Source organism: Streptomyces sp. NPDC107765 (assembly GCF_055657085.1).
The window spans coordinates 21,629-44,677 of record NZ_JBVKBL010000028.1; the positions used below are offsets into that span (position 1 = coordinate 21,629).

General features: G+C 68.6%; 22 protein-coding genes and 2 pseudogenes. 18 read left to right on the top strand and 6 right to left on the bottom strand.

The window, feature by feature from the left end; genetic code table 11:
* Positions 1 to 27 precede the first annotated feature (27 nt).
* The 3 genes and pseudogenes from ACZ7MX_RS38830 to ACZ7MX_RS38840 form a co-directional block, all read left to right on the top strand.
* Entirely contained in the window at positions 28 to 282 is a 255-nt protein-coding gene (locus ACZ7MX_RS38830; RefSeq protein ID WP_472139326.1) for a type B 50S ribosomal protein L31, read from the top strand.
* Positions 282 to 410, top strand: a pseudogene (locus ACZ7MX_RS38835) (cobalamin biosynthesis protein CobW); the annotation flags it as partial. The gene ACZ7MX_RS38830 and the pseudogene ACZ7MX_RS38835, both read left to right, overlap by 1 nt.
* Positions 411 to 617: pseudogene (locus ACZ7MX_RS38840) on the top strand (DUF6445 family protein); the annotation flags it as partial.
* 702 nt (positions 618 to 1,319) lie between these two features.
* Here ACZ7MX_RS38840 and ACZ7MX_RS38845 read toward each other — a convergent pair.
* Complete coding sequence (locus tag ACZ7MX_RS38845; RefSeq protein WP_472139327.1) at positions 1,320 to 1,484, bottom strand: hypothetical protein; 165 nt, start codon at positions 1,482 to 1,484, stop codon at positions 1,320 to 1,322.
* A gap of 147 nt (positions 1,485 to 1,631) precedes the next feature.
* Between ACZ7MX_RS38845 and ACZ7MX_RS38850 the strand changes: the two genes are divergently transcribed.
* From ACZ7MX_RS38850 to ACZ7MX_RS38875, 6 genes are all read left to right on the top strand, one after another.
* Positions 1,632 to 2,813: a helix-turn-helix domain-containing protein gene (locus ACZ7MX_RS38850; protein WP_472139329.1), complete on the top strand. Its 1,182-nt coding sequence runs from the start codon at positions 1,632 to 1,634 to the stop codon at positions 2,811 to 2,813.
* Between the two features lie 110 nt (positions 2,814 to 2,923).
* Positions 2,924 to 3,304, top strand: coding sequence for a DUF6415 family natural product biosynthesis protein (locus tag ACZ7MX_RS38855; RefSeq protein WP_472139331.1), 381 nt, complete (start codon positions 2,924 to 2,926; stop codon positions 3,302 to 3,304).
* Positions 3,301 to 3,690, top strand: a complete 390-nt coding sequence (locus ACZ7MX_RS38860) for a recombinase family protein (RefSeq protein ID WP_472139333.1) — start codon at positions 3,301 to 3,303, stop codon at positions 3,688 to 3,690. Before ACZ7MX_RS38855 ends, ACZ7MX_RS38860 begins: the two co-directional genes overlap by 4 nt.
* A 991-nt stretch (positions 3,691 to 4,681) precedes the next feature.
* Positions 4,682 to 4,954 carry a glycine-rich domain-containing protein gene (locus ACZ7MX_RS38865; protein ID WP_472139335.1) on the top strand — a complete coding sequence of 91 codons (273 nt, stop codon included), beginning with the start codon at positions 4,682 to 4,684 and terminating at the stop codon, positions 4,952 to 4,954.
* 43 nt (positions 4,955 to 4,997) lie between these two features.
* Positions 4,998 to 5,144 (top strand): hypothetical protein, encoded by a 147-nt coding sequence (locus ACZ7MX_RS38870; protein ID WP_472139337.1) that lies wholly within the window; start codon positions 4,998 to 5,000, stop codon positions 5,142 to 5,144.
* 311 nt (positions 5,145 to 5,455) lie between these two features.
* On the top strand, positions 5,456 to 6,559 hold the full coding sequence (locus tag ACZ7MX_RS38875) for a methyltransferase domain-containing protein (RefSeq protein WP_472139339.1): 1,104 nt from the start codon (positions 5,456 to 5,458) through the stop codon (positions 6,557 to 6,559).
* Here the strand turns inward: ACZ7MX_RS38875 and ACZ7MX_RS38880 are convergent.
* Together ACZ7MX_RS38880 and ACZ7MX_RS38885 are read right to left on the bottom strand one after the other, a co-directional pair.
* Positions 6,556 to 7,026, bottom strand: a complete 471-nt coding sequence (locus tag ACZ7MX_RS38880; RefSeq protein ID WP_472139341.1) for a helix-turn-helix domain-containing protein — start codon at positions 7,024 to 7,026, stop codon at positions 6,556 to 6,558. The two genes, ACZ7MX_RS38875 and ACZ7MX_RS38880, sit on opposite strands and share 4 nt — an antisense overlap.
* Positions 7,027 to 7,282: 256 nt before the next feature.
* Positions 7,283 to 8,302 carry an Lrp/AsnC family transcriptional regulator gene (locus ACZ7MX_RS38885; protein ID WP_472139343.1) on the bottom strand — a complete coding sequence of 340 codons (1,020 nt, stop codon included), beginning with the start codon at positions 8,300 to 8,302 and terminating at the stop codon, positions 7,283 to 7,285.
* Positions 8,303 to 8,486: 184 nt separating this feature from the next.
* On the opposite strand from ACZ7MX_RS38885, the gene ACZ7MX_RS38890 reads away from it, so the two are divergent.
* Both ACZ7MX_RS38890 and ACZ7MX_RS38895 read left to right on the top strand, forming a co-directional pair.
* Positions 8,487 to 10,226 carry an MFS transporter gene (locus tag ACZ7MX_RS38890; RefSeq protein ID WP_472139345.1) on the top strand — a complete coding sequence of 580 codons (1,740 nt, stop codon included), beginning with the start codon at positions 8,487 to 8,489 and terminating at the stop codon, positions 10,224 to 10,226.
* Positions 10,227 to 10,334: 108 nt separating this feature from the next.
* Positions 10,335 to 11,090 carry an alpha/beta hydrolase gene (locus ACZ7MX_RS38895; RefSeq protein ID WP_472139347.1) on the top strand — a complete coding sequence of 252 codons (756 nt, stop codon included), beginning with the start codon at positions 10,335 to 10,337 and terminating at the stop codon, positions 11,088 to 11,090.
* Between the two features lie 412 nt (positions 11,091 to 11,502).
* On the opposite strand, the gene ACZ7MX_RS38900 is transcribed toward ACZ7MX_RS38895, so the two are convergent.
* Positions 11,503 to 12,465: a diacylglycerol/lipid kinase family protein gene (locus ACZ7MX_RS38900; protein ID WP_472139349.1), complete on the bottom strand. Its 963-nt coding sequence runs from the start codon at positions 12,463 to 12,465 to the stop codon at positions 11,503 to 11,505.
* 50 nt (positions 12,466 to 12,515) lie between these two features.
* The gene (locus ACZ7MX_RS38905) at positions 12,516 to 13,196 is read right to left on the bottom strand and encodes an HdeD family acid-resistance protein (protein WP_472139351.1); all 681 of its coding nucleotides are present in this window, start codon (positions 13,194 to 13,196) and stop codon (positions 12,516 to 12,518) included.
* A 692-nt stretch (positions 13,197 to 13,888) separates the two neighbouring features.
* Between ACZ7MX_RS38905 and ACZ7MX_RS38910 the strand changes: the two genes are divergently transcribed.
* The 4 genes from ACZ7MX_RS38910 to ACZ7MX_RS38925 are packed head-to-tail and all read left to right on the top strand — an operon-like array spanning position 13,889 to position 17,849.
* Complete coding sequence (locus ACZ7MX_RS38910) at positions 13,889 to 14,107, top strand: ferredoxin (RefSeq protein WP_472139352.1); 219 nt, start codon at positions 13,889 to 13,891, stop codon at positions 14,105 to 14,107.
* A complete protein-coding gene (locus tag ACZ7MX_RS38915) occupies positions 14,104 to 15,504 on the top strand; it encodes an NAD(P)/FAD-dependent oxidoreductase (RefSeq protein WP_472139354.1) in 1,401 nt (466 codons plus the stop codon). Before ACZ7MX_RS38910 ends, ACZ7MX_RS38915 begins: the two co-directional genes overlap by 4 nt.
* A gap of 60 nt (positions 15,505 to 15,564) precedes the next feature.
* On the top strand, positions 15,565 to 16,788 hold the full coding sequence (locus ACZ7MX_RS38920) for a cytochrome P450 (RefSeq protein WP_472139356.1): 1,224 nt from the start codon (positions 15,565 to 15,567) through the stop codon (positions 16,786 to 16,788).
* 23 nt (positions 16,789 to 16,811) lie between these two features.
* Positions 16,812 to 17,849, top strand: coding sequence for an NAD(P)-dependent alcohol dehydrogenase (locus ACZ7MX_RS38925; protein WP_472139358.1), 1,038 nt, complete (start codon positions 16,812 to 16,814; stop codon positions 17,847 to 17,849).
* Positions 17,850 to 17,888: 39 nt separating this feature from the next.
* On the opposite strand, the gene ACZ7MX_RS38930 is transcribed toward ACZ7MX_RS38925, so the two are convergent.
* Entirely contained in the window at positions 17,889 to 19,712 is a 1,824-nt protein-coding gene (locus ACZ7MX_RS38930) for a glycoside hydrolase family 15 protein (RefSeq protein WP_472139360.1), read from the bottom strand.
* A 595-nt stretch (positions 19,713 to 20,307) separates the two neighbouring features.
* Here ACZ7MX_RS38930 and ACZ7MX_RS38935 point away from each other — a divergent pair.
* From ACZ7MX_RS38935 to ACZ7MX_RS38945, 3 genes are all read left to right on the top strand, one after another.
* Complete coding sequence (locus ACZ7MX_RS38935) at positions 20,308 to 20,556, top strand: hypothetical protein (protein WP_472139361.1); 249 nt, start codon at positions 20,308 to 20,310, stop codon at positions 20,554 to 20,556.
* Between the two features lie 91 nt (positions 20,557 to 20,647).
* Complete coding sequence (locus ACZ7MX_RS38940; RefSeq protein WP_472139363.1) at positions 20,648 to 21,016, top strand: hypothetical protein; 369 nt, start codon at positions 20,648 to 20,650, stop codon at positions 21,014 to 21,016.
* A gap of 389 nt (positions 21,017 to 21,405) precedes the next feature.
* A complete protein-coding gene (locus tag ACZ7MX_RS38945) occupies positions 21,406 to 23,004 on the top strand; it encodes an MDR family MFS transporter (RefSeq protein ID WP_472139365.1) in 1,599 nt (532 codons plus the stop codon).
* Positions 23,005 to 23,049 lie beyond the last annotated feature (45 nt).

The following is a 23,049-nucleotide window of genomic DNA, read 5'->3' on the forward strand; positions in this document are numbered from 1 at the left end:
GCCGACTTAGCAGACAGGAACACCGTCATGAAGCCTGGGATCCACCCCGCCTACGGCCCCGTCGTCTTCCGCGACCGGGCTGCCGACTTCGCCTTCCTCACCCGGTCGACCGCGACCAGCGACAAGACGATCGAGTGGGAGGACGGCAACACCTACCCCGTCATCGACGTGGAGATCTCGTCTCAGAGCCACCCCTTCTACACCGGCACGGCCCGGGTCCTCGACACGGCCGGCCGCGTCGAGCGCTTCGAGCGGCGCTACGGCCGGCGCGGGGTGCGGTGATGGCGGAGAACGGCAGGCTCCCCGTCGTCCTCGTCGGCGGGCTGCACACCGTGCGCGGCAGTGTCGCGCTCCACCACGACCTCTCCGCGGCAGCGGCCGGAACGGTACGCCGCACGGTGCGGGATGCCATGGTGACCGCGCCACACAACAACCTGGTCGACGCCCTCGGCACACGCTTCGTCCCGCCCGACTCCTTCACCGAGGACGTACGCGTACCGCACCGCCACAACCGGCTGCTGCTCTACGCCGCCAACATGCTCCACAGCGCTACCGGCTACTGGGGCAGCACACTGGAAGACAAACGGATGACCGCCGTCTTCTTCTGGATGGCCTGACAGCACGCCGGACCAAGCCAGGGACTCCTTGCCCGGAGCAATACCGATGAACACCAGCACCAGCACCTGCTGCTCGCCGTTGCGGATACCCACTGGCTCAAAGTAAGCGACATCACCGGCCTGGGAGCACAGCCCGGTGACGGTAGGCCCGGTGGCGGGCCTCGGTGGCCTCGGCCGTGATGATCGTGCAGTCCGTCCACCACGTCCGTGAGACGACGGGCCGCCGGGTAGCCGTGGCGATCCGGGCCGGGCCGTCCGTGGCCCGCGTGGTTCGCAGGGTGAGCCTGGTGAGCCGGGACCGAGTGGGCCGAGCGGCAAGGCTGGCGCCACCGGCAAGGGCGGCTCCGCGGGGAAGAACGGCCAGGCTGGCGAGGCCGGTCAGAACGGCAGGGATGGGGCCCCGGGGTCGTCCGGGAACGATGGAGCGGCCGGTGCCTCTGGCTCGCCCGGGCCGCAAGGGCCGCAGGGCGAGCCGGGCCCGGCCGGCCCTGCCGGAAAGGATGGCCGGGACGGGCAGGTCTGCCCGGACGGTTACAGCCTGCAGACCTCACCGTCCGACGAGGATGCGTTGGTGTGCCGCCGTGATGGTTCGCCGAGCCCGACCGCCAGCCCGCCGGTCATCCTCACCCCTGACCGGCGCAGATCGTGACAACGCCCCGCCCCTGCCGTGTGCAGGGGCGGGGCGCTTCGTCGTGTCCCGGGTCAGTTGGTCGGATGCTCTCGCAGCGCCGCGGCCCATGCGACGAGCAGCTGCTCGTACTCGTCCTGCTCCTCGGTGAAGAGCGGGCGTCCGGTGCGGGCGGCCATAAACTCGCGTATTGCGCGGTTGGCCTCGGCGGTGGCGTCAGGGACGCATGTGATCGCCATGTGCTGAACGGTACAGGTCTGCACCGACAAAGACTCATCTGTTCACAGCAGTCACGCGAACGGCCCCCGTCAATGCGGGGGCCGTTCGATCGCTCACCCCCGCTGCCGGGGGTACCGTTCTGGTGTCGAGTCAGAACGGAGTCCAGTATGCCTGCCATCCCGTCTGAGCACACCGGCGCGCGCGTCGCGCGTCTCCGGCAGATCCACCACCTCACCCAAGCGGGGCTTGCCCAACGTGCCCACCTCTCAACGTCCTTGGTCAGCAAGGTTGAGCAGGGGAAGGCGCCGGCCTCGCCCGCGTTCATCGGTGCCGTGGCGCGTGCCATGGGCCTGGCCACCGCGGACATCACCGGCCAGCCGTACATAGAGGAGCTGCGCGCCGACCAGCTGGACAACCTGATCCAGCCCATCCGCGAGGCGCTCGACGTCTACGACCTCGGCCCCGACCCGGAGATCCAGCCGCGCTCGCAACTCGCCCTGGACGCCGAGGCCGACCAGCTGTGCGCGATGGTGCGCGAGACCAACATCAAGAGTGCCGCCGCCGACTTGCCAGCGCTGATCCATGAGGCGACAACCGCGGCCTACCTCGCTCCGTCAGATGTCATGTGGCGCACGCTCGCAAGCCTGTACCGCACGAGCTATGACGTGGCCACGAAGTTGGGCTACGCCGACCTCGCCACGCTCGCGCTTGACCGGCTGGAGTGGGCGGCAACGCGGGCGTCTGACGCGGTGCTCGGCACGCTGCGGCAGTACCTGCGGGGACTGGCCTACCTGCGGGCCGCGCAGTACACCACCGGTAAGCGGCTGGTGGGTATGGGGCTGCGGACCGTCGAGCAGGCCGAGACCGGGCTGTTGCGGGACGTTGTGACGGGACAACTGCACCTCGGCGCGGCGATTCTGGCCGCCCGTGACGGACGCGAAGACGACGTTACGGGGCACCTCGATGAAGCGCAGCGGATTGCCGACGGTACGGGTCCGGTGGAACAGGCTCTCTGGGTCAGTTTCGGCCCCGCGAACGTAGCTCTTCACCGTGTGGCAGCGCTGGCCGAGATGGACCAGTACGCCGAGGCGGTGCAGGCTGCTCGCGGCGTGGACCTCAGCACGTTGCCGCCGTCCCGCGTCGGTCACCACTATGCGGACGTGGCTCGGGCGCAGATGTGGTCGGGCCGGCCGGATGATGCGTACGCGTCGCTGCGCCGGGCGCGGACGGTGGCGCCGCAGCAGACGCGCTACAGCCCGGTCGTGCGGCAGACGATGGAGGATCTGACGTCGCACTACCGGTCGGTGCCAGACTCGTTCTCCAACTTCGCGCACTGGATCGGTATGTAGCTGACGGCAAGTCAAGCTTTGGCCCCAACTATCAAACATCTTTGGTAGTTGGGGCCTTGGCATGTCGGCACTCTGAAGGTGTGAGGCAGACCACTCCCACCCGGGGGCCGATGATGCAGACACAGCCACCAGCGCCAGAGGCGCACGCCGAGGCGTGCCCGATCGACGTAGAGACGATCAGTGAGACGATCCGGCGCGCGCTGCGCCTCGGCAGCGGCCGGCCGGAGCGTGACGAACTGGTGGCTACTCAGGAGGAATTGCGGGGGCATATCGCGCTCCTCATTCCCCTCGCGTGGCAGGAAGTTCGCCTTCTGGAACGTCGTAGCCGGAGGACCGAGGCGTACCAGCTCGGGGCCCGTCTCAACCAGGCCGATCACCGGGCAGCGCAGGAACTCCGATGCGACATCTTGGCCGCTCACGTGCAGATCGGCCACCTTGCCCGCGACTGCCAGTACCTGCTGGCGATGCACACCGCGGCGGACTGGCGATGAGCCGGGCACCGCTGGCGTTCGTTTATGACCGGTGCACCAGCCGCGACCTGCGCGCCAAGAGCGAGCTGGACATGCGGATGACCGGCTGCCACACCTACGCGGACCGTATGGGGTGGGTGCTGGCGGGCCGCTGGCTTGACCTCGGCGAGTACGCCATGAGCACGCACCGCCCCCAGCTCGGCGCCCTGCTGGACGCCATGCGGGCCGAGGCGGGACGCCGGGAGGTGCTGTGCCTGATCCATACCTGGGGACGGCTGGCGAACGACGATACCCACCGGCAGATGCTCCAGAGCCGCATCGTCGAGGCCGGCGGCTACACCGTCACTACCTTCGGCGAAACTGACCGGCACAGCGCCCGCGCCGTGCTGGTGGGGAGGCTGTCGTGACGCCGCGCCAGCGCCGAATCGCGACGTACTGGATGGGCGTGGCTGTGATCGTGTTCGTGATCACGGTCGGCAGTGTGGGCGGCCGTCATGGATGACCTGGCTGCAGGACTGTTGCCCGAGTGTGGAGGTTGCGTCGACTGCGGGGCCTCCGCCGTGGCGCACTACGAAGCCCCTGACGCCACCGGACATCCAGAGGTGGCCCCGCTGTGCCTGCGCTGCGCCCTCCGCCGCCTACGCCCTGGCATGGACGACACCGAGGCGGACTACCTGGTTGCCGCCGCTGCGGAGAACATTGTGCGGCTGCGGGCGCTGCGTGAGTGCCGCATCTGTGGGGCTACCGAGGGTCTGCGAACTGCGCGTGTGGATTCGGAGTCTGGTCCCAGTCGGTTGGTCTGGTACTGCGGGATCTGCATCGACCTGCCGCCTGAACCCGACTTGGAGAGCCACGCCCTGGACCAGCTGGAGGCCCTGCTGCAGGGCGTCTGGAGCCTGGGCGAGCCGTGGCCACCCCGGCCCCGCCCGTTCCCTTGAGACTCCCGTGGTGCCCATCCCCCGAGGCGCCGCGGGAAGGCCGGCCGCCGCACATCCCACCCGGCGGCGGCCGGCCATACATCTGCCCAACCGAAGGGAATCCACATGCCGCCCAACCACTGCCCGCTCTGCAACGGGCCCTGCCGGTACCCAAAGCAGCACAGCCCCTGGAAGTAACAAGCCCCCGTCCCGGCCGAATCTCCTTGCCCGGACTACTCGGCCGGGACGGGTCCGAGCCTCCACAGCAAGGCATCACCTCACCGAATGGAGGCCCACATGGGCCAGTCTGCCCGATCGTTACTCAGCGAGGACCAGTTCGCCGCCGTCTGCTCCACCATCCGAACCGACAACCCCGACGTCGAACCCGACGACGCAGCCGCGATCCTGGCCGAGGCGCTGGCGTTCGTCGCCGCCTGCGCCCAGTTTCCGACGGCGCGCCTGGTTCCGTCCCGCGTGGTCGATGCTGGCTGGCACGCCCTCATTTCTGCACACCCAGACCTACGCCGAACTCTGGGCCCGTCTGGGGGACTTCATTCACCACCGGCCCGAGGCGCCCGACCTCAGCCGCTACAACGAAGGCGTCATCGACCGCACCACGGCCCTGATCGAGGAGGCCGGATACAGCGTCGACCTGGATCTGTGGGGTCCGCCGGACGGTGAACTGGTGGCGGTGGCCGCGAAGTGCCAACGTTCGGACGATAGCGGGCCGATCGTAACGATGCCCAAGCCCTAGTAGGGCTAGCCTCCCAAGTTCCACTGACGAGAGGACTGCCGCCATGGAGTGGATCCGCCCGGAGTACGCCGATGTTGTGGCGTCCATGAGGACAGCCGACGCAGCGATGGGGAGCGACGACCGGCCTCCGCTCCGGGGCTTCATCCTTCCTGCGACCCCTGACGGCGCGGAAGACGAGGAGGAGCTCTGACTCCTGCTCGCACGGCCACCAGCCGTGCGGGTCTCTCGCGCCGCGCAACCCCTACCCCTGAGCCCCCTGCGGTGCCCCGTCCCTCAGCCGCGGGACGGCCGATCGTTTGCCTATCTCGACGGCGGCCACAGCACCATCGGCTATACCTGCTGGAGCAGGGCAGTACAGCTGAAATCTCGACCACACGGAGGAGATCATGAGCACTCTGCAGTTGGCGGACGACGGCAAGCACGGCGGCCAGCCGTCGGACAAACCCTGGACGCCGCCGACCCCGAGCCCCGACGGCCAACGCCCCAAGGTGGCATGAGCTGATGACCGACCCCCAACAGGGGCACGCCGCGCTCGTCCAGCTGCTGGACGAGCGCGGCCTATTGACCCCCGAGTGGCGCGCGGTGTGGGAGCGTACTCCGCGTGCGGCGTACCTGCCCGAGCAGATCTGGCGGCAGGACCGCGACCGGTGCCGCCCGATCACAACCGCCGAGGAGCGGGCCGCCCTGGTCGCGTCAGATGAGCCCGTGGTTACGCAGGTTGACGACGGTGTTGCGGACGGTCCCGGCATCGCAACCTCGTCCAACAGCATGCCGTCCATGGTCGCGCGGATGCTGAACCTGCTCGACGTGCACGACGGTCAGAATGTGCTGGAGATCGGTACAGCCACCGGATACGTCGCTGCCCTGCTGTCGGCGCGGCTGGGCGAGCAGTACGTCGCCAGCGTAGAGATCGACGCTTCTCTGTCAGCGCAGGCGAAGCGATTCTTGTCGGCCGCTGGGTACCGGCCGCGGCTGCTCGTCTCCGACGGAGAACACGGCTGGAAGGCAGGGGCCCCCTACGATCGGATCATCGCGACCTGTGCCGTGCGGCAGGTGCCACACGAGTTGGTCACGCAACTCCGCCCGGGCGGAGTACTGGTGACCCCCAGGGTGGGCGATTTCTGGTGCGGCGCCGTGGTCCGCCTGACAGCCGCGGAGGATGGAACGGCGTCGGGCACCTTCGCCGGGACGGCAACCTACATGCCCATGCGCTCCCATCGTGTCACTGGTGGCCAGACCCCGGATACCTCCTCACCGCACTCTCGGGACAGCAAGGTTTCGCCGAAGGAGACGATCACCCCCGGGTTCGCGCTGTACGCGGGCGCCCGATTGCCGGGCGTCACGCTCACCGAAGGGCGGCACGGTGACGACCTGAGGGTCTGGGTGCACGACGGATGTGGCTCGGGTGCCATTGCGGACGCCGACGGCACTGTCACCGAGTTCGGGCAACACAGCCTGTGGAGTGATGTGGAATCTGTGTGGCTGGAGTGGGACGAGTTGGAACGTCCGGCTCACGGCGACATGGGGCTGACGGTCACCACGGCAGGCGAGCACGTCTGGGTTCGGTCGCCTGCCGAGGTCGTGGTCCCCTTGCCGCGGCCCTAATCCCGGACCAAGGCGGCCAGGGGTACACCGAGCGCGTCGGCGATCAGCAGCAGGTGATCGAGGCTTGCCGAGGTGTGCCCCTGCTCAATGCGGTTGACCGTTTTTCGGTCGAGGCCGGCGCGCTCCGCCAACTTCTCCTGGGTGAAGTTGCGGTGGAGCCGTGCAGATCTGATGCGGTCCCCGATGGCCCGACGGCGGATGGGTACCCAGTCGGGCAAGGGATGATCAGTTGGCACCCGTAAACGCTCACCCGCATCGACGGCATCCGCCACCTCCACGACCTCTTGCCCGGCACAAGCCCAGGCTCCCACGGCAGCCGCTGCTTCATGCCTGACCAGCGAAAACCTCACACGAGGTTCGGAAAGAGAACGACCTCTGAACATCTCAAGTTGGGCTGAAAGCATATACAGGCAGGCAAGTTGAGCCTCGGCAAGCGCCAGGCCCTCGGCGGCATCCTCACGACTCACTGAGGCCCCGGTGAAGTGAACGCCCTGGTTGCCAAGAACCTCCGTCCCCTCCCTGGCCGGAGTCCTCTTCCACCATCAGGAAGGGGTTGCTGCAGTTGCCGCACTCAGCCAGCTCCAGGAGGTACGGCGGTTCGTAGTCACCGCCGCCCTTGGCCTTGCTGGTCACCGTGGCCAGCGTGAGCTTCTCACAGTGGACAAACCAAGAAAGCCGAGGCCGCCTTCTACAGTCCCCGGGGCGACGAATGCCGGTCGTCGTTCACGCCGTCGTCGGGAGGTAGGGGCCGGGTCCTTTGAGGGTGCGTTGGATGGGGGCGGTCGCTGTGTGGCGGAGGCCGGGGAGGGTCGCGACCGACTCGGTGAGGTAGCGGTAGAAGAGCTGGGCGGTCGCCACGTCGATGCTGGCGTAGAGGTTCGCCGTGCCCGTCGTGGCGGTGGCGTAGGCGACTTCGGGGTGTGCGGCGAGTGCCGATCCCGCCTCGGCGAGGCGGGACGGGTCGATCTCCAGCCAGAGGCCGGCCCGGAAGTTCTGCTGGAGGATGTCCGGGTGGTACTCGACGTCGAAGTACAGGGCGCCGGCCGATCTGAGTTCGGTGATGCGCCGGCGCACGGTGGAGGGGGACAGGCCGGTCGCGGCGGCCAGGTCTCCCGTTGCGGCCCTCCCGTCCCGGGCCAGCAGGTCGAGTAGGTGCCGGTCGCTGTCGTCCAGCGGCACCGGTGGGGTGGCGACCGTGGCCCGGTCCGGTGTGTCAGGGGGCGTGAGCGCCGCGACCTGCGCGGCCGTCAGCGGGCCGCGCTTGTTGATCGGGCCGAGGTCGTGGCCGAAGAAGACGTGCAGTGAGCAGTGCGCGGACAGGTCCACCACCTGTGGTGTGCGCGGCAGCTTCTGCAGGAGCGGGGACTCCTCCGGCCCGGGGCTGCGGGTGCGTACCGAGCAGGAGATCTCGGTGCCGCCCGAGTCCAGGTTGACCCAGGTGGTGTCCGTACGCCGTGCCATCGCCTTCCCGAGGGAGGACGCGGCATCCGGCGTGCACCGTACACGTACGAGCCAGACTGAGTCCCCCAGCCGTAGGGGATCGGTCAGGCCGAGGACCCGAAGCTTCCCGGCGGACCGCAGCCGTGCCCAGCGGCGCGCGGCGGTCTGGTCGGAGATTCCGAGGACGTCGGCGATCTCCCGGAACGAGGCCCGCCCGTTGATCTGCAGCGCGTGCACGAGCTCCATGTCCTCTTCCGACAGACTGCGGCACACATGGCCCGGGGTGTCGAGATAGGTCGTCATGGACCCCATTCTGTCGGATCCGCGCATGACGAGCGCTCTGGCTCACGATATCGCCCGTGAGAGCTCCAAGCTGTTTCACGGGATCACCCGCCGGCCTGCTCGGCCCGCCACAGTTCGCCCCAGCCCCCTCACGGGTCGGGGCTCGGTCCCGCAACACCTGCTCAATGCGAACGGAGAATCCCACATGCGCAAATGGTGGCCCCTGACGGCGGTCTGCTTGGGCGCCTTCATCCTGCTGGTGGATGTGACGATCGTGAACGTCGCACTGCCCAGCATGGCTGCCGACCTCGGCGCTTCCTTCACCTCTCTGCAATGGGTGATCGACGGCTATGCCCTGGCGCTCGCCGCCCTGCTGCTGGCCTCCGGTTCCCTCGCGGACCGCTTCGGCCACCGGCGTTCCTACGTCTGCGGTCTGGGCGTCTTCGGCCTGGCCTCGCTGGCATGCGGCCTCGCCCCCAACGCAGAAATGCTGATTGCGGCCCGCGTGGTGCAGGGCATCGGCGGCGCCGCGATGTTCGCCACCGCTCCCGCCCTGCTGCTCACTTCCTACCAGGGCAGGGACCGGGGTACGGCCTTCGGCGTGTGGGGCGCGGCCAACGGGGCCGCCGCAGCCGCGGGGCCTCTGCTCGGCGGGCTGCTCACCGAGCACTTCAGCTGGCCGACGATCTTCTGGGTCAACCTTCCGATCGCCGCTGTCGCCATCGCCACGACGCTGCGGGTGGTGCGTGCCGACCGGCCCGCCGACCAGCCCGTCGGGGCCTCCGGCCACGGTGCGCGGCTCAGCGGAACCCGGGCCCGTGTCGACATCCCCGGCGCGACGGCCTTCACCATCGCCGTGGCCACGCTCACCTATGGGCTCATCCGTGGCGGGGAGGTGGGTTGGGCCTCGGTCGAGACCCTGACGACCTTCGCCGTCACCGCCTCAGCGCTCATCGCGTTCGTGGTGATCGAGCACCGTACGGCGCGACGCGGGGGCGTCCCGATGATGGACCTCGTGCTGCTTCGCCGCCCCTCGTTCGCGGCGTTGATGAGCGGTGCGTTGCTGCTGCAGGGCGGTGCCTTCGGCTGCCTGGTCCTGGTCTCGCTGTGGCTGCAGTCGATGCTGGGCCTCAGCCCGGTCGGGGCGGGCCTCGCCCTGACGCCGCTGGCCGGTGCTTCGTTCCTCGTGGCTGCCGTGGCCGGCCGTCACCTCCAGCGGCTCGCGCCGCACCTCCCGATCGGCATCGGACTCCTGGCCGTCGCGGCAGGCATGCTGGTGCTGCGTGCGGGTATGACGGCCGACGCAGGGCAGACCGCACTCATGGGAGGGCTCGCGGTCACCGGGATCGGCGTCGGCCTGGCCACGCCGGTGCTGGTCTCGGCTGCCACCTCCTCCGTGCCGCCGCAGCAGGCAGGGATGGCCGGCGGGGCTGTCAACACGTTCCGTCAGCTGGGCATGACCTTGGCCATCGCCGTCTTCGGCACGGTCTTCACCAGCCGGGCGGCCGCCGTGCTCGCCGGGCCCGGCACGGTGCCGGATCCGCAGAAGGGTGCCTCGGCGCTGGCCGCGGGGCAGGCCCGGCGCCTGGTGGACGCGGCACCCGCCGCCGACCGGGGCGCGGTGCACCAGTTGGTGCACACGGCGTTCGCCACCGGCCTGGATCGGGTGTTCTTGACCTCGGCACTGGCGGCGGCGATCGGCGGACTGATCGTCCTGATCTTCGTACGGCCGTCGCACAGGGCCGCCGCAGTCCCCGCCGCGGGGCACGCCACGGCCCGCGAGCAGGGCACGCCGAAAGATGATGTCGGTCAGAACGCGAAAGACGGCCGGCAAGGCGCGGGGGACGCCGGGGGCCTGGAAACCGGCCGAGGCGCAGGGTCCGGCGACGGCAGGGAGCACGACGGCGGTCCCCGGCAGGAGGCGAGCGTGGCGCAGCAAAGCTAGAGCCCGTCTCCGCGAGCCGCCGACGCGGCCGAACCGCCGACGGCTGCACCGCACATCCAGCCCACCGCTCCCGGCATGCGTTTCACCGAACACTTCCGGAGTCTCCTCATGTCCACCGATGCAACGGCCCCTGCCGACACCTTCCCCACCACCGCACCGCGCCCCTCGTTCCTCCTGGTCCACGGGGCCTGGCACCGGTCAGAGTGCTGGGACCTCGTACGGAAGGCCCGTGCGGCCGATGGCTGGAGGGCCCGGACGGTCGACCTGCCCAGTGCCGGACCGCAGCGCACACCGGCCGCCGGGATGTACGACGACGCCGACGCGATAGCCGCTCATCTGCGGCAGGCGGACGGTCCGGTGATCGTCGTCGGGCATTCCTACGGCGGCCTCCCGGTTACCCAGGCCGCCGCCGGCCTCGCCGCTCATCTCGTCTACCTGGCGGCGTATCTGCCCGAGGAGGGAGAGTCCCTCCTCAGCGTGCACGGTCACGGCGGCGACACGGCCGAGGACCTGTGCGGCACAGCCCCCGTCGTCTTCGACGACCCCCGCACCGCGCTGTTCGGGGACCTGCCCGACGAGCAGGCCGCGGACGCCGTCAGCCGGCTCGTCACGCAGAGCCGGCGCTCCTTCCAGCAACGGGTGACCCGGACAGCGTGGCGGACGGTGCCCTCCACCTATGTGCTCTGCGAGGATGACAGAGCGCTCCCGCCCGCATTGCAGGAGCGGATGTCCACCCGCGCCACACAGGTCGAGCGGCTGAACACCGGCCACTCCCCCTTCCTGTCCGCGCCCACCGAACTGGCCGCACTCCTGGGCCGGATCGGCTCCAAAGCGGTCACGTCCATGTCGTCCCGCAAGAGCTGACCGGCTGTTCTCCCTCCGTGTGTGTGGTCGGCCGGGCCTCGAACAGGGTGCCGGATCGGGTGAGTTGTCGGGTGCACGGACATGGAGGAAGGGCCTCTTGGTAGCGCGCGGATGTCGAGTCCGGCGAGGAGCAAGAGGCCCTGTTGTCGAGTGTCGAGTGGTCCAAGACCGCTTGGCGCCACGAAATTCCCGGCAACCTGTCCCACCGCACTGACAGCAGACCATCTGACCAGCGACGCATAGCGACTGACGCACCGTCAGGACGAGCGTCACGAGTGTCATTCCAGCATCCCGTCAAGATATCGCCCGTAACGCCCACACCGCACATCAGGCGCACGCGCAAAACCGCAGATCAGACGCCCTTAGTCGCCTTCTCCAGCACCACCACGCACTCCACATGATGCGTCTGTCCTCAGGGGCCACGCGGTGCTCGCTGGAGCCCGAGCACCGGCTCCGATGGGATTCCTGGTCGGTCTCTCGGCAGCAGCACTTGCAGTCCACCTGGCCAGGTTTCGCACGTGACCGGAAGAGGCAGTGTGACGGCTTCGCCATCGATCCCTGCATCCAGTTGCCGCCCCCGGCCGCGCAACGTGATGCTGGCCGCCCTCCAGGCGCTCGCTGCATCACCTGCCGTACCTGGACCGGGCTGCTGCCGCAGCAGCTCACTACGCAGGTGTCGGAGGAGGTCTGGTGGGGTGTCGGTCGGACGCTTCAGCACGATGGCGCCGAGCAGCCCTGAGGTGAGCGTGAAGCGACGCCCCAGGTAGCGGGGAGTGGCGATGTGGTAGGGGTTGTTGGAGACCAGCACCACTTGCGGGAAGTGGACGGCTCCCCGCGGGGTGTCCACGTCGGCTTCGACGCATTGCCTTCCCGTGAGGTAATCGGGTGTGACCGAAGCGAGGGCGCGCACCTTGTCCTCCCGGTACCCAGGCTCCAGCAAGGCGTCGGCGTAGGGGCCGAAAGAGACGTTGTTGATGAAGACGCGCGGGCCTACCAAGCCGAGATCCACACGTGTGGGCACGCCATCGATCAGGGCGCTCAGCGAGGACACCGGGTTGCGGATGTCGAGGCCAAGATCCCGGGCGAAGTGGTTGCGCGTGCCTGCCGGGAGCACCAGCAACGGCCGATCCGTGTCGGCGGCCACCGCGGCCACAGCCGATATCGTTCCATCTCCGCCCGCCACTCCCAGTACCTCAGCCCCCTCCCGGACGGCGAGCCTGGCGAGTGACGCCGCGTCGTCATCGACACTGGTCGACCAGACCCGCGCTCCCATGCCCTCGATCCGGTTGGCCAGGTCGAAACGAGCAGGACTGCCGCCGCCCGAGCGTGGATTCATCACGACCACTACCCGGGTACGCGCCTCAGCTCCAGCCATCACCACACCCACTTTTGCCGCACTCAGCGGAGCACGGCAGTCGCAAGAAATCAGTGCTGGGGGTGCGGCCGGGAGTGGAACAGCGGCCGTCGCTCGGCAGTAGTGCCGGGAGCGAGGCGGCCGACGTCGGCCCGCATCCTTATGGCGTGGAATACCTCAACCACCCCGAGGACTATGGCCATGATGCTCACCGTCAGGGTGAGCGCGGCGATCGAGGTGAACGGCGCGACGATCAGCACGGTGCCCGCCAGCAAGCCGATGATTCCGGAGCACAGCATCCAGCCTCGTGCCGGCATGTCCCGGGGAGCGGAGGCAGCCGTTGCTGTCACCATGATGCCGCGCACCAGCCAACCGAAGCCGATCCACAGGGCGAGCAGCAGAATCGACTCCAGCGTGCCCCGGAAGCAGATCAGACCGAGGAGGACGGAGAGCGCACCGGCGAGGAAATGCAGCGCCCGAAGATGCCGGGGGACATGCGTGCCGAAGGCGGCGGCCAGCTGGAAGACACCGATGACCAGCAGATAGACGCCGAAGAGCACGCCAACGACCCGCAGCGTCTCCTTTGGCCAGGCAAGGACCACGACACCCAGTGCGATGGCAGCCAGGCCCATGGTGAGAAGGGCCTGCCAGGCCATGTTGGCCAAGCCACCCAGGCCTTCGGTGCCGGAGGCGTCCTGTGGCTCGGTGCCGCGCGGAGGTCCGGCACCTGAGGAATCGAAGGGAGATGTCATTCCCTCTGCTCCTCTCAGGAACAGCATGGTCAGATCAGTCCACCTCCATCGTCCCCCCGTCGGCTCTGTATCGCCCGGCGGAAATGGAGGGTTCGTCGATCGAAAGTCCCACGAGTACGGAACAGCCCCCTGACCAGGTGGGACCACGTGGACGCCGGCGGCCAGCTGTCGCTCGACCGCGCCCCTGGCCAGTGCCATCACCCGGTCCGCGCTGTCGCTGATCGTCTGCGCGATCACGATCCCGCTCGCCATGCACCTGCCTCTCCTGGGCGGACGCACGTCATGGTCGCTGCACCGCCGTGACCGCGAACGCCGCCCGTTGCGGGCTGGAATATGCGGCATCAGGCATATTTCCCCTGGCAGTAGCTGATTTGTGATCACGGTGTATGAGGCGAACAATCTGTTTTATAAGGGATGCTCCTGTATCGCCTTGACGCCCAGGCCGTCGTGTGTGGACCGCGGCCCTGAGGCTGTGACCCCCACCGGCTGTAAGGGTCGTGCGAAGGAACCGCCGGGGCGAACAAGATCGGACACGCGGGCGCTCAGCCGGGTTGCCCGGCCGGGGCAACGGGTCGGCTGTGCATCCGGGTTACCTGACCGAAAGGGCCTGAGGGTCCTGATGACTGCGGCGGAGACGAATGACCGCGTCGATGGTCACTGTGGGGCCGGAGACAGGACGGAGGGAGTCCGCCATGCGGATCGTCGTGGACCTGAATCGCTGCCAGGGATACGCACAGTGCGTGTTTCTGGCCCACGAGGTCTTCAGGCTGAGTGGTGACGAGACGCTCACCTACGAGCCGAACCCGGATGACGAGCAGCGCCTGCAGGTTCTGCGGGCCGCTGCCGCCTGCCCGGTGCAAGCGATCGTGATCGACCGGCTGGAAGGCGCTGAGCGGAGGGGGACGCCATGACCGTGCCCGCAATGGTCGCGGAGGTGGTGCGCAACTTCAGGGCCAGCGGCCGGATCGTCATCGTCGGCGCCTCCCTGGCGGGACTGCGGGCCGCTGAAGCCTTGCGCGAGGAAGGCTTCAGCGGGCCTCTGACCATCATCGGGGACGAGCCACATGAACCCTACGACCGTCCCCCACTGTCCAAGCAGGTACTCAAAGGATGGGTGCCGGCCGACCACACCAAGCTGCCCCGCTTGCGAGAAGTGGATGCGCAGTGGCGGCTGGGGGTGGCAGCCACCGGGCTGGACCGGGCAACCAAGCAGGTACGCCTGGACGACGGCGAGCAGGTCCCGTACGACCGGGTGCTGATCGCCACTGGCACCCGCGCGCGCCAGTGGCCCAACCCGGCCGAAGCCGCCCTGGAGGGCGTGTACACGCTGCGCTCGTGTGATGATGCCGCGCGACTTCAACAGGCGCTGGCCGCACGGCCGTCACGGGTCCTGATCATCGGTGGCGGGTTCATCGGCTCGGAGATGGCCTCTGTCTGCCGGGAGCTCGACCTCGCGGTGACCGTCGCCGAGCGGGGCCCGGCGCCGCTGGTCGGCGCGCTCGGCGGAGTGATCGGCGAGATCGCGGCGGAGATGCAGCGCGACCACGGCGTGGACCTGCGCTGCGGGGTGGGCGTGTCGTCGCTGGAGGGTGACGCCGACGGGCACGTGCGGCGTGCTCGGTTCTCGGACGGGACCACCGTTGACGCCGACGTGGTGGTGGCCTCGCTGGGGTCGATCCGCAATGTGGAGTGGCTGGAGGGCTCCGGGCTGGCGTCCGGATTCTGGGGCGTCGGCTGCGACGCCGGTGGCCGGGCCTTCGATATCAACGGCGTGGTGACCGACAGCGTGTATGTGGCAGGGGATGTGGCGCGCGCGCCCCACGTGCTGTACGAGTACCAGTTCCTCGCGATGGAGCACTGGGACAACGCCGTCCTCGGCGCCCAGGCCGCGGCGCACAACATGGTGAACCTCGAGCCCCACTACCGCCCGCACCTGTTGCTGCCCGGCTTCTGGTCCGGCCAGTTCGGCGTCAACATCAAGTCCGTCGGCGTGCCGTCCTTCGGCGACGAGATCATCTTCACGCAAGGATCGGTCGAGGAGCGCCGCTTCGCCGCCGCCTACGGCCGCCGGGGCCGCATCGTCGCCGCCGTCACCTTCAATCACGGCAAGTGGCTGGAGCACTACGGGCAGCTGATCGAGGAATCGGGTCCGTTTCCGCCCCCGCCACCGGGCTGGGACCGGCCTGACGACGCCAAGCCGATACCCGCCCAGTTCCCGGAACTGGGCGTCCCGACGGCGATACCCGAAGTCGTCCTGACCGGCCACGACCCGAGCGAGCGCAAGGCCGTGTTCCGGCCCCGACGCTGAAGCGCCCCTTCGCGACGAAGCGACCCACCGGACCGCGCACCCAGGAAGAAGAACACCATCATGGCCGAGGAAACGCCCTGGCAGCAGTCGCTCCGCTACGCCAACCGCGCCAATCCGTACCCCTTCTACGAAGAGCTGCGCAAGACCCCGGTGGCGCGCCAGCCGGACGGCTCGTACGTCGTCAGCACCTATCGAGAGGTCGTCCAGTTGCTGCACGACCTGCGCGTCACCTCGGATCCGAGGAAACGCCCCGCGCAGCACCAGCCCGTCCGCCCCTTCGAGGGATCGATCATCACTGTGGACCCGCCCCAGCACGACGTGGATCGCCGCCGGATGACGCGGCACTTCGGCCCGCCCGAGTGCCCCCACATGGTCGCCGACTTCGAGCCCGAGATCCGCCGCCTCACCGCCGAGCTGCTGGACCAGATGAAGGGCAAGACCCGGATCGACCTCGTCGACGAGTTCGCCTTCCCGCTGCCCGCGACCATGATCTGCAAGGTCCTGGGCATACCGCTGGAAGCCATACCGCGTTTCCACGACTGGATCGAGACCGCCCTGGACGGGCTCGATTTCGGCCCGGAGGCGAACGACCCCGAGCAGCAGCGCCGGGCGCAGCGCGTCCCCGATGCGGTGACCGGGATCCGGCAGTTCCTTGCCGACCTGCTTCACCAGTACGCCGAGCAGCCCGGCCCGGGCATGTTCTCGGCGATGGTCAACGACGACGGCCCCGAGGGGCGCTTGCCCCAGGATGTGATCATCAGCGATGCCCTGCTGCTGCTCTTCGCCGGGCACGAGACCTCGGTCAACCTGATCGCCCACAGCGTTCTCACCATGCTGCGCCACCCCCACGTCTACGAGCAACTGCGCCACCAGCCGGAGCTGCTCGTGCCCGGGATCGAGGAGTTCCTGCGCCTGGAGTCGTCGGTCCAGATCTGGCACACCCGGGCAGCGCTCGCGGACATCGACATCGCCGGCACCACCATTCCGCAGGGCGCGCCCATCTTCATCGCCTACGGCTCGGCGAACCGCGACCCCGAACGATTCGAGAACCCCGACGAGCCACAGATCGAACGCCCCGACAACCAGCACGTCGGCTTCAGCCAGAGCATCCACTACTGCTTCGGCGCGCCGCTCGCGCGGCTCGAGGTCCAGATCGCGCTCGGCGAGTTCCTCCGCCGCGTGGAGAACCCGCGGCTCGTCGAGGATCCGCCGCCGTACCGCCGCAACCAGATCTTCCGAGGCCCACGCCACCTCCTGCTCGACATCGACGGCATCCGCGACTGACCAGCTCGCGCAAAGGGATCGCCATGAGGGCATTTCAACTGGTCGAGTGGCAACAACCACCCGAGCTGCGCGAGGCACCGGTGCCCGAGCCCGGGGCGGGGCAGGTCCTGGTGAAGGTCGGGGGCGCCGGCGCCTGCCACTCCGATCTGCACATCATGCAGGCACCCGCACCTGGAGACGACACGAGGCTGCCCTTCACACTCGGCCATGAGAATGCGGGGTGGGTGGAGACGCTGGGACCGGGCGCCATCGGCTTCGCGCCCGGAGACCCGGTGATCGTCTACGGACCCTGGGGCTGCGGACTGTGCGCCAACTGCCGGGAGGGCCGGGAGAACTACTGCCAGCAGACCGCCGGTCTGGGCGGGGGCCTGGCCGGCCACGACGGCGGAATGGCCGAGTACCTGCTGGTCCCGGCGTCGCGATTCCTGATCCCGCTGGGCAGCCTCGATCCCCGCGAGGCAGCCCCGCTCAGCGACGCGGGGCTGACCAGCTATCACGCCGTCAAGCGGTCGCTGCATCTGCTGGGGCCGGGCTCGACCGCGGTGGTGATCGGGGCGGGTGGTCTGGGCCAGATGGCCATCCAGATTCTGCGAGCGCTCAGCGCGGCGACCACCGTCGTCGCCGTGGACACCGACGCCGGCAAGCTGGAGACCGCCAAGCGCATGGGTGCTGACGAGGCGCTGCTCTCGGGCGAACAGGCGGTGACGCGCATCAAGGACATGACGCGGGGGCAGGGCGCTCAGCTCGTGCTGGACATGGTCGGCGTGGACCCGACTCTGCGGATGGCCGCTCAGGTGGCCCGGGTGCTTGGCCACCTGGCCATCGTCGGTCTCGGCGGCGGGGCACTCCCCGTCGACTTCTCGAGTCCCCCGCACGAATGCTCGGTCGCTTCCCCCTACTGGGGCTTCATCCCCGAACTCATCGAAGTGATCACCCTTGCCCAGCAGCAAAAGATCAAGATGCTGGTCGAGCACTTCCCCCTGGAACGTGCCGGTGAGGCATACCAGCTCCTGCACGACGGCAAGATCCAAGGACGCGCCGTCATCACCCCCCAGGCGTGAGTACCGGGGCGTGAGTACCGGGCGCGGAGCAGGTGGTGGTCAGCCCAGGGCACGGTCGAGGTTGAAGGCGGCGCTGATGAGCGCGAGGTGGGTGAATGCCTGGGGAAAGTTGCCCAGTTGTTCTCCGGTGTGGCTGATCTCCTCGGCGTACAAGCCGAGATGGTTGGCGTAGGTGAGCATCTTCTCGAAGGCCAGGCGCGCTTCGTCCAGGCGTCCGGCGCGGGTGAGGGCCTCCACGTACCAGAAGGAGCAAATGGAGAAGGTGCCTTCGTCGCCTTCCAGACCGTCGGGACTGGCCTCGGGGTCGTAGCGCCAGACCAGGGAGTCGGACACCAGCTCCTCGCCGAGGGCGTCGAGGGTGGACAGCCATACCGGGTCGGTGGGCGAGACGAACTTGGTCAGCGGCATCATCAGTACCGCGGCGTCGAGTACGTCGCCGTCGTCGTACTGGACGAACGCCTGCCGGGCAGGCGACCAGCCCTTGTCCATGATCCGCCAGTAGATCGCGTCCCGGACCGGGCCCCAGTGGCCGAGTTTGGCGGGCAGGCTGCGGCGTTGGGCGATGCGGATGGCGCGATCGATGGCCACCCAGCACATCAGGCGCGAGTAGAGGAATTTCTTACGCCCGCCACGGGTCTCCCACACGCCCTCGTCCGGCTGGTCCCAGTTCTCGCAGACCCAGTCCGCCAGGGCGCACACCGCGCGCCAGTGGCTGCTGGAGATGGGCCGGCACCACTTGTCGTACAGGTAGACCGAGTCGAGCAGGGCTCCGTAGATGTCCAGCTGGAGCTGGGTGGCGGCACCGTTGCCGACCCGCACGGGCCCCGAGCCCCGGTATCCCTCCAGGTGGGGCAGCTCGCGTTCGGGCAACTCGGCGCGTCCGTCGATGCCGTACATGACCTGCAGCGGCCCGGACGGCCCTTGGCCGCGCCGGTCGGTGTACCGGGTGAGGAAGCTCATGAACGCCTCGGCCTCCTCGGCGAAGCCGAGCCTGAGCAGGGCGTAGACGGCGAAGGCGGCGTCGCGCACCCATACGTAGCGGTAGTCCCAGTTGCGGCCGCCGCCGATCTGCTCGGGCAGGCTGGTGGTGGGGGCCGCCACGATCGCGCCGGTGGGGGCGTGGGTGAGCAGCTTGAGGGTGAGGGCGGAGCGGTGCACCATCTCCCGCCATCGGCCCCGGTAGCGGGACTGGTGCAGCCAGCGCCGCCAGAAGGCGACCGTGGCGGTGAACTCCTGCTCGGCCTCAGCCTGCGGGCAGCGCCACGGCGGAGCCTCGCTGCCGACCCGTTCCAGGGCGAAGACGGCGGAGTCGCCCTGAGAGAGTCCGAACTCCGTCCACACGTCCTTTTCGTCGCATTCCAGTGGCACGGTCGCGGTCAGCGCCAGCGACAGCCCCTCGGAGGCGAACAGGGCGGTCCGGTCCAGCAGCCGCACGGTGTGCGGCTCGGCGCCGTACCCGAACCGGGGGGCCACCCGTGCCCGGAACGGGATCGTGCCCCGCACGCACACCACCCGCCGGATCAACCGGTGGCCGTCGGATGCGCCGGTGTCCGCTACGGGCATGAAGTCCTGGATCTCCCCCAGCCCGTCCTCGGTGAAGAACCGGGTGATCAGCACATTGGTGTCCGGGAAGTAGAACTGCTTGGTACTGGCCGGCACGGTGGCGGCCAGCTCGAACGCCCCGCCCCGGTCCGCGTCCAGGATGGCGGCAAAGACGCTCGGGGAGTCGAAGGCGGGACTGCAGTACCAGTCGATGGTGCCGTCGGTGCCCACCAGCGCCACCGTGCGCAGATTCCCGATCAAGCCGTGCTCGGCGATCGGCAGATACCGGCCGGCCTTGCCCTGTGCCGGTCCTCCGGACATCCGACACCCTCCTTCACCCCCGCCTCGCCTGATCGAACCGATTCCTTCCTCATCGCAACCGGTCTGTCCTCGACCGCGGACACCGTCACGGAGTGACGGCCAGCCTCCAGGGAATCGGCTGCGGCCCCGTCTTCGGCACCTCGGACTGAAGATCGCGGGGCTGGGCCCCCACACTCCCAGTGTCCGGTATAGCCAGACTCGGGGCGATATCTATCAGTCGCGAGACCTCCTCTCGCAGCCATGGCCCGACACGGACTCCCGAGAGAAGGGTTCCGTGCAGCTGCAACGGCCGCCTCATGCGCTGACACCGAGGACGGCACGATGGCAGACCGAAGGCCGAGGAGCGACCCGATCAGACCCGGGGACGCCCCGTGCCCCATCCGTACCCTTCAGCAGGGTGAGCAGCAGTCATTACCGCCGGCCAGGCCGTACATGCCCGCTTCGGGCCCCGTGATTCCCAAGTTCGGAGCGCGGGTTCGATTCCCGTCACCCGCTCCCTGCAGAAGCCCCAGTTCAGCGGCATGGGGGCCGGTTCCTTTTTCAGACCTTTCGAGGTCGGCATGCCCTCCGCGTGCCCCATCTCGCGCTGGCCCGCGTGGGACGAGCATCCCGGGACGTCGCCTTGGGCAACCAGGGCCATAAGCCGCACAACGGGGAGCCGCAGAACTGCGGCTCCCTCATGACCCACCACGACGCACTGCTCCCTGGTTGCAGTTGTGGTTGCATGCGCCGGCTCGACGGGCAGCGAACTCCGCCGGACAGGGCCTCGATGCGGTCGGCACCCATCCGCGACGAGATCAAGGCTCTGGTCGAGGGGCAGGTCGCCGACATCGCACCGCGATAGCGTCGGGGATATCCGAAGCCCCCGCCTGATACGGCCTGCCGCAGAGGCCCATCGACCAAGTGCGCTACGGGCAGAAGGCGTTCTGACCAACATGCCGCGGTCCGACTTCGAACGCCGGGTAGCAGTCTCGGAGCCGTACTGGGACGCTCTCGCCGAGGCCGCCTTCCAACGACGCTTCCACCGTCCGCGCAGCTACCGCCACCCGCGGACCAGCAGCCCGGACCACTACCACCGCCTCCTGACGGCACTGTTGCGCCGACGCAGGGCGATCACCAGCACACTCCTGGCGGAGCCGCTGGGCGTCACTCGCACCAACCCCTCAAACCAGTTCCAGGACGGACACCGGCTCCTGGACCTGCACCGCGTCGCCGTCACACCACTTCCTGGATCGCCCGCCCGCACCCTCGAACAGCTTCGGGTTCGCTTGCCTGACGAGGACCACCAGGCAGATCAAACCTGACAGTTATTCGGTGACAAGCCCCAGCGATGTACAGCGACTGACGCTTCGATCACCTCCAGCCGGCAAGGTCGTCCAGGTCGCCTGACACGCCGGGGTCGCCGCGATCAAGGTTGCACGGTTCGCGAACCCTCCGCTACCGTGCTCGGCATCTGTAATCGACACGGAGGAGTGGCGAGAAGCTAAGCGACTTGCGAAGGACCGCGATCAACAAGTCCGTGAGGACTGATCGACGGTTGAGAGGGCCGAGGAAGGCCGGAGTCGGACACAGGATCCGACCACCCCATCTCCGCTGCTGAACCAAGCAGCGTTCTTCACCGAGTTCGTTATGCGCACTCCCACTCCGGGCGATGCTCCGCCGTGGCATCGCTCCTCGATTACAAGGATTCCCCATGCTTTCCCGCTCATCCGAGCCTGCCATCGGCACCCCCACGGGACCGGCCGCGCCAGCCAAGACCAACACGGTCGTCCTCACCATGATGGTGGCGGTCTTCCTTTCCTTGCTGGACTCCCAGATCGTCGCCACCGTGCTGCCCCGCGTGATCAGCGATGTGGGTGGTTTCGACCAGTTCGCCTGGGTCACCACCGGTTACCTCATCGGCGGCAGCGCCGCCGCCCCCGTGTACGGAAAGCTTGGCGACCTCTTCGGACGCAAGCGCGTCTTCATGGCCTCCATCATCGTCTTCCTGCTCGGATCCGCCCTCTGCGGTCTCGCGCAGACGATGGGCCAGCTCATCGCCTACCGCGTGCTCCAGGGCATCGGCAGCGGCGGCCTGTTCATCTGTGTGCTCGCGATCATCGGCGAGATGTTCTCCCCGCGCGAAGGCGCCCGCTACTACGGCTGGTTCTCTCTCACCTTCGGCGCCGCCTCCCTCGCCGGCCCCACCCTCGGCGGCATCCTCGCCGAACTCGCCAACTGGCGCTGGGTGTTCTTCATCAACCTGCCCATCGGCACAGTCGTCCTGCTGATCGTCTCTTCGATGCTCGACCTGCCCACCCGCCGCCGCAAGGCTCACATCGACTACGTCGGAGTGGTCCTCCTCGTCCTCGCCGTCGTCGGCCTCAACCTGCTGACCGGCTGGGCCGGCATCACATACGCCTGGAACTCCCCGGTCATCGTCGGCCTCATCGCCGGATCCGCCATCGTCGTGGTGCTCTTCATCCTTTCGCAGCGCCGCGCCACCGAGCCCGTGATCCCTCTCCGGCTGTTCACCGACAAGACTTTCACCCTCGTCGTCGTCCTCGGCTTCATCTCGGGATTCGTCGGCCTCGGCCTCGTCAACTACCTGGTGCTGTGGCTGCAGACCGTGCTCACCCTCGACGTCCAGCAATCCGGCTTCGTCCTCACTGCGATGATGCTCGCCGTCGTACTGACCTCCTACATCAGCACCAAGGTCATCGGCCACACCGGCTCGTACCGCTGGTTCCCGGCCCTCAGCATGGTCGTCTTCGCCCTCGCCGCGACGCTGTTCTCCACGGCAGGACCCTCCACCAGCATCCTGCTCGCCGTCGTCTACATGCTGCTGTTCGGCACCGCCGGCGGCCTCAACTCGCAAGCCCTCAGCCTCGCCGCCCGCAACACTGCGAGCACACACGACATCGGCGCCGTCCAGGGCACCGCGACCCTCACGCGCCAGCTCGGCACCGCGCTCGGAGCCTCCTTCTTCGCCGCCATCATGACCAGCCGACTCAGCACCGGACTCCACCACAACCTCGACACGTCCGGTGTCGACATCGGCAAGGAAGGTTCCCTCTCCCCCGAGATCATCGGCAAGCTGCCCGCCCCCCTCCGGCTCGAACTCGCCGGCGTCTACGCGGACTCGCTCCGCGTCATCTTCTACGCGGTCATTCCCATCGTCCTGGTCGGACTCGTGGCCTCGTTCTTCCTCAGGGACGTCAAGCTCGCCGATGCGCACGCGCCGGCCGAGCCGGAAACGTCCTCCGCCGACGAGAGTGCCGACTCCGGCTCGGCCCCTCACAGCAATTCCTGACTCACCACTCGACGAGTGGCTTCCTGCGCGGCGTCCGCCGTGCGG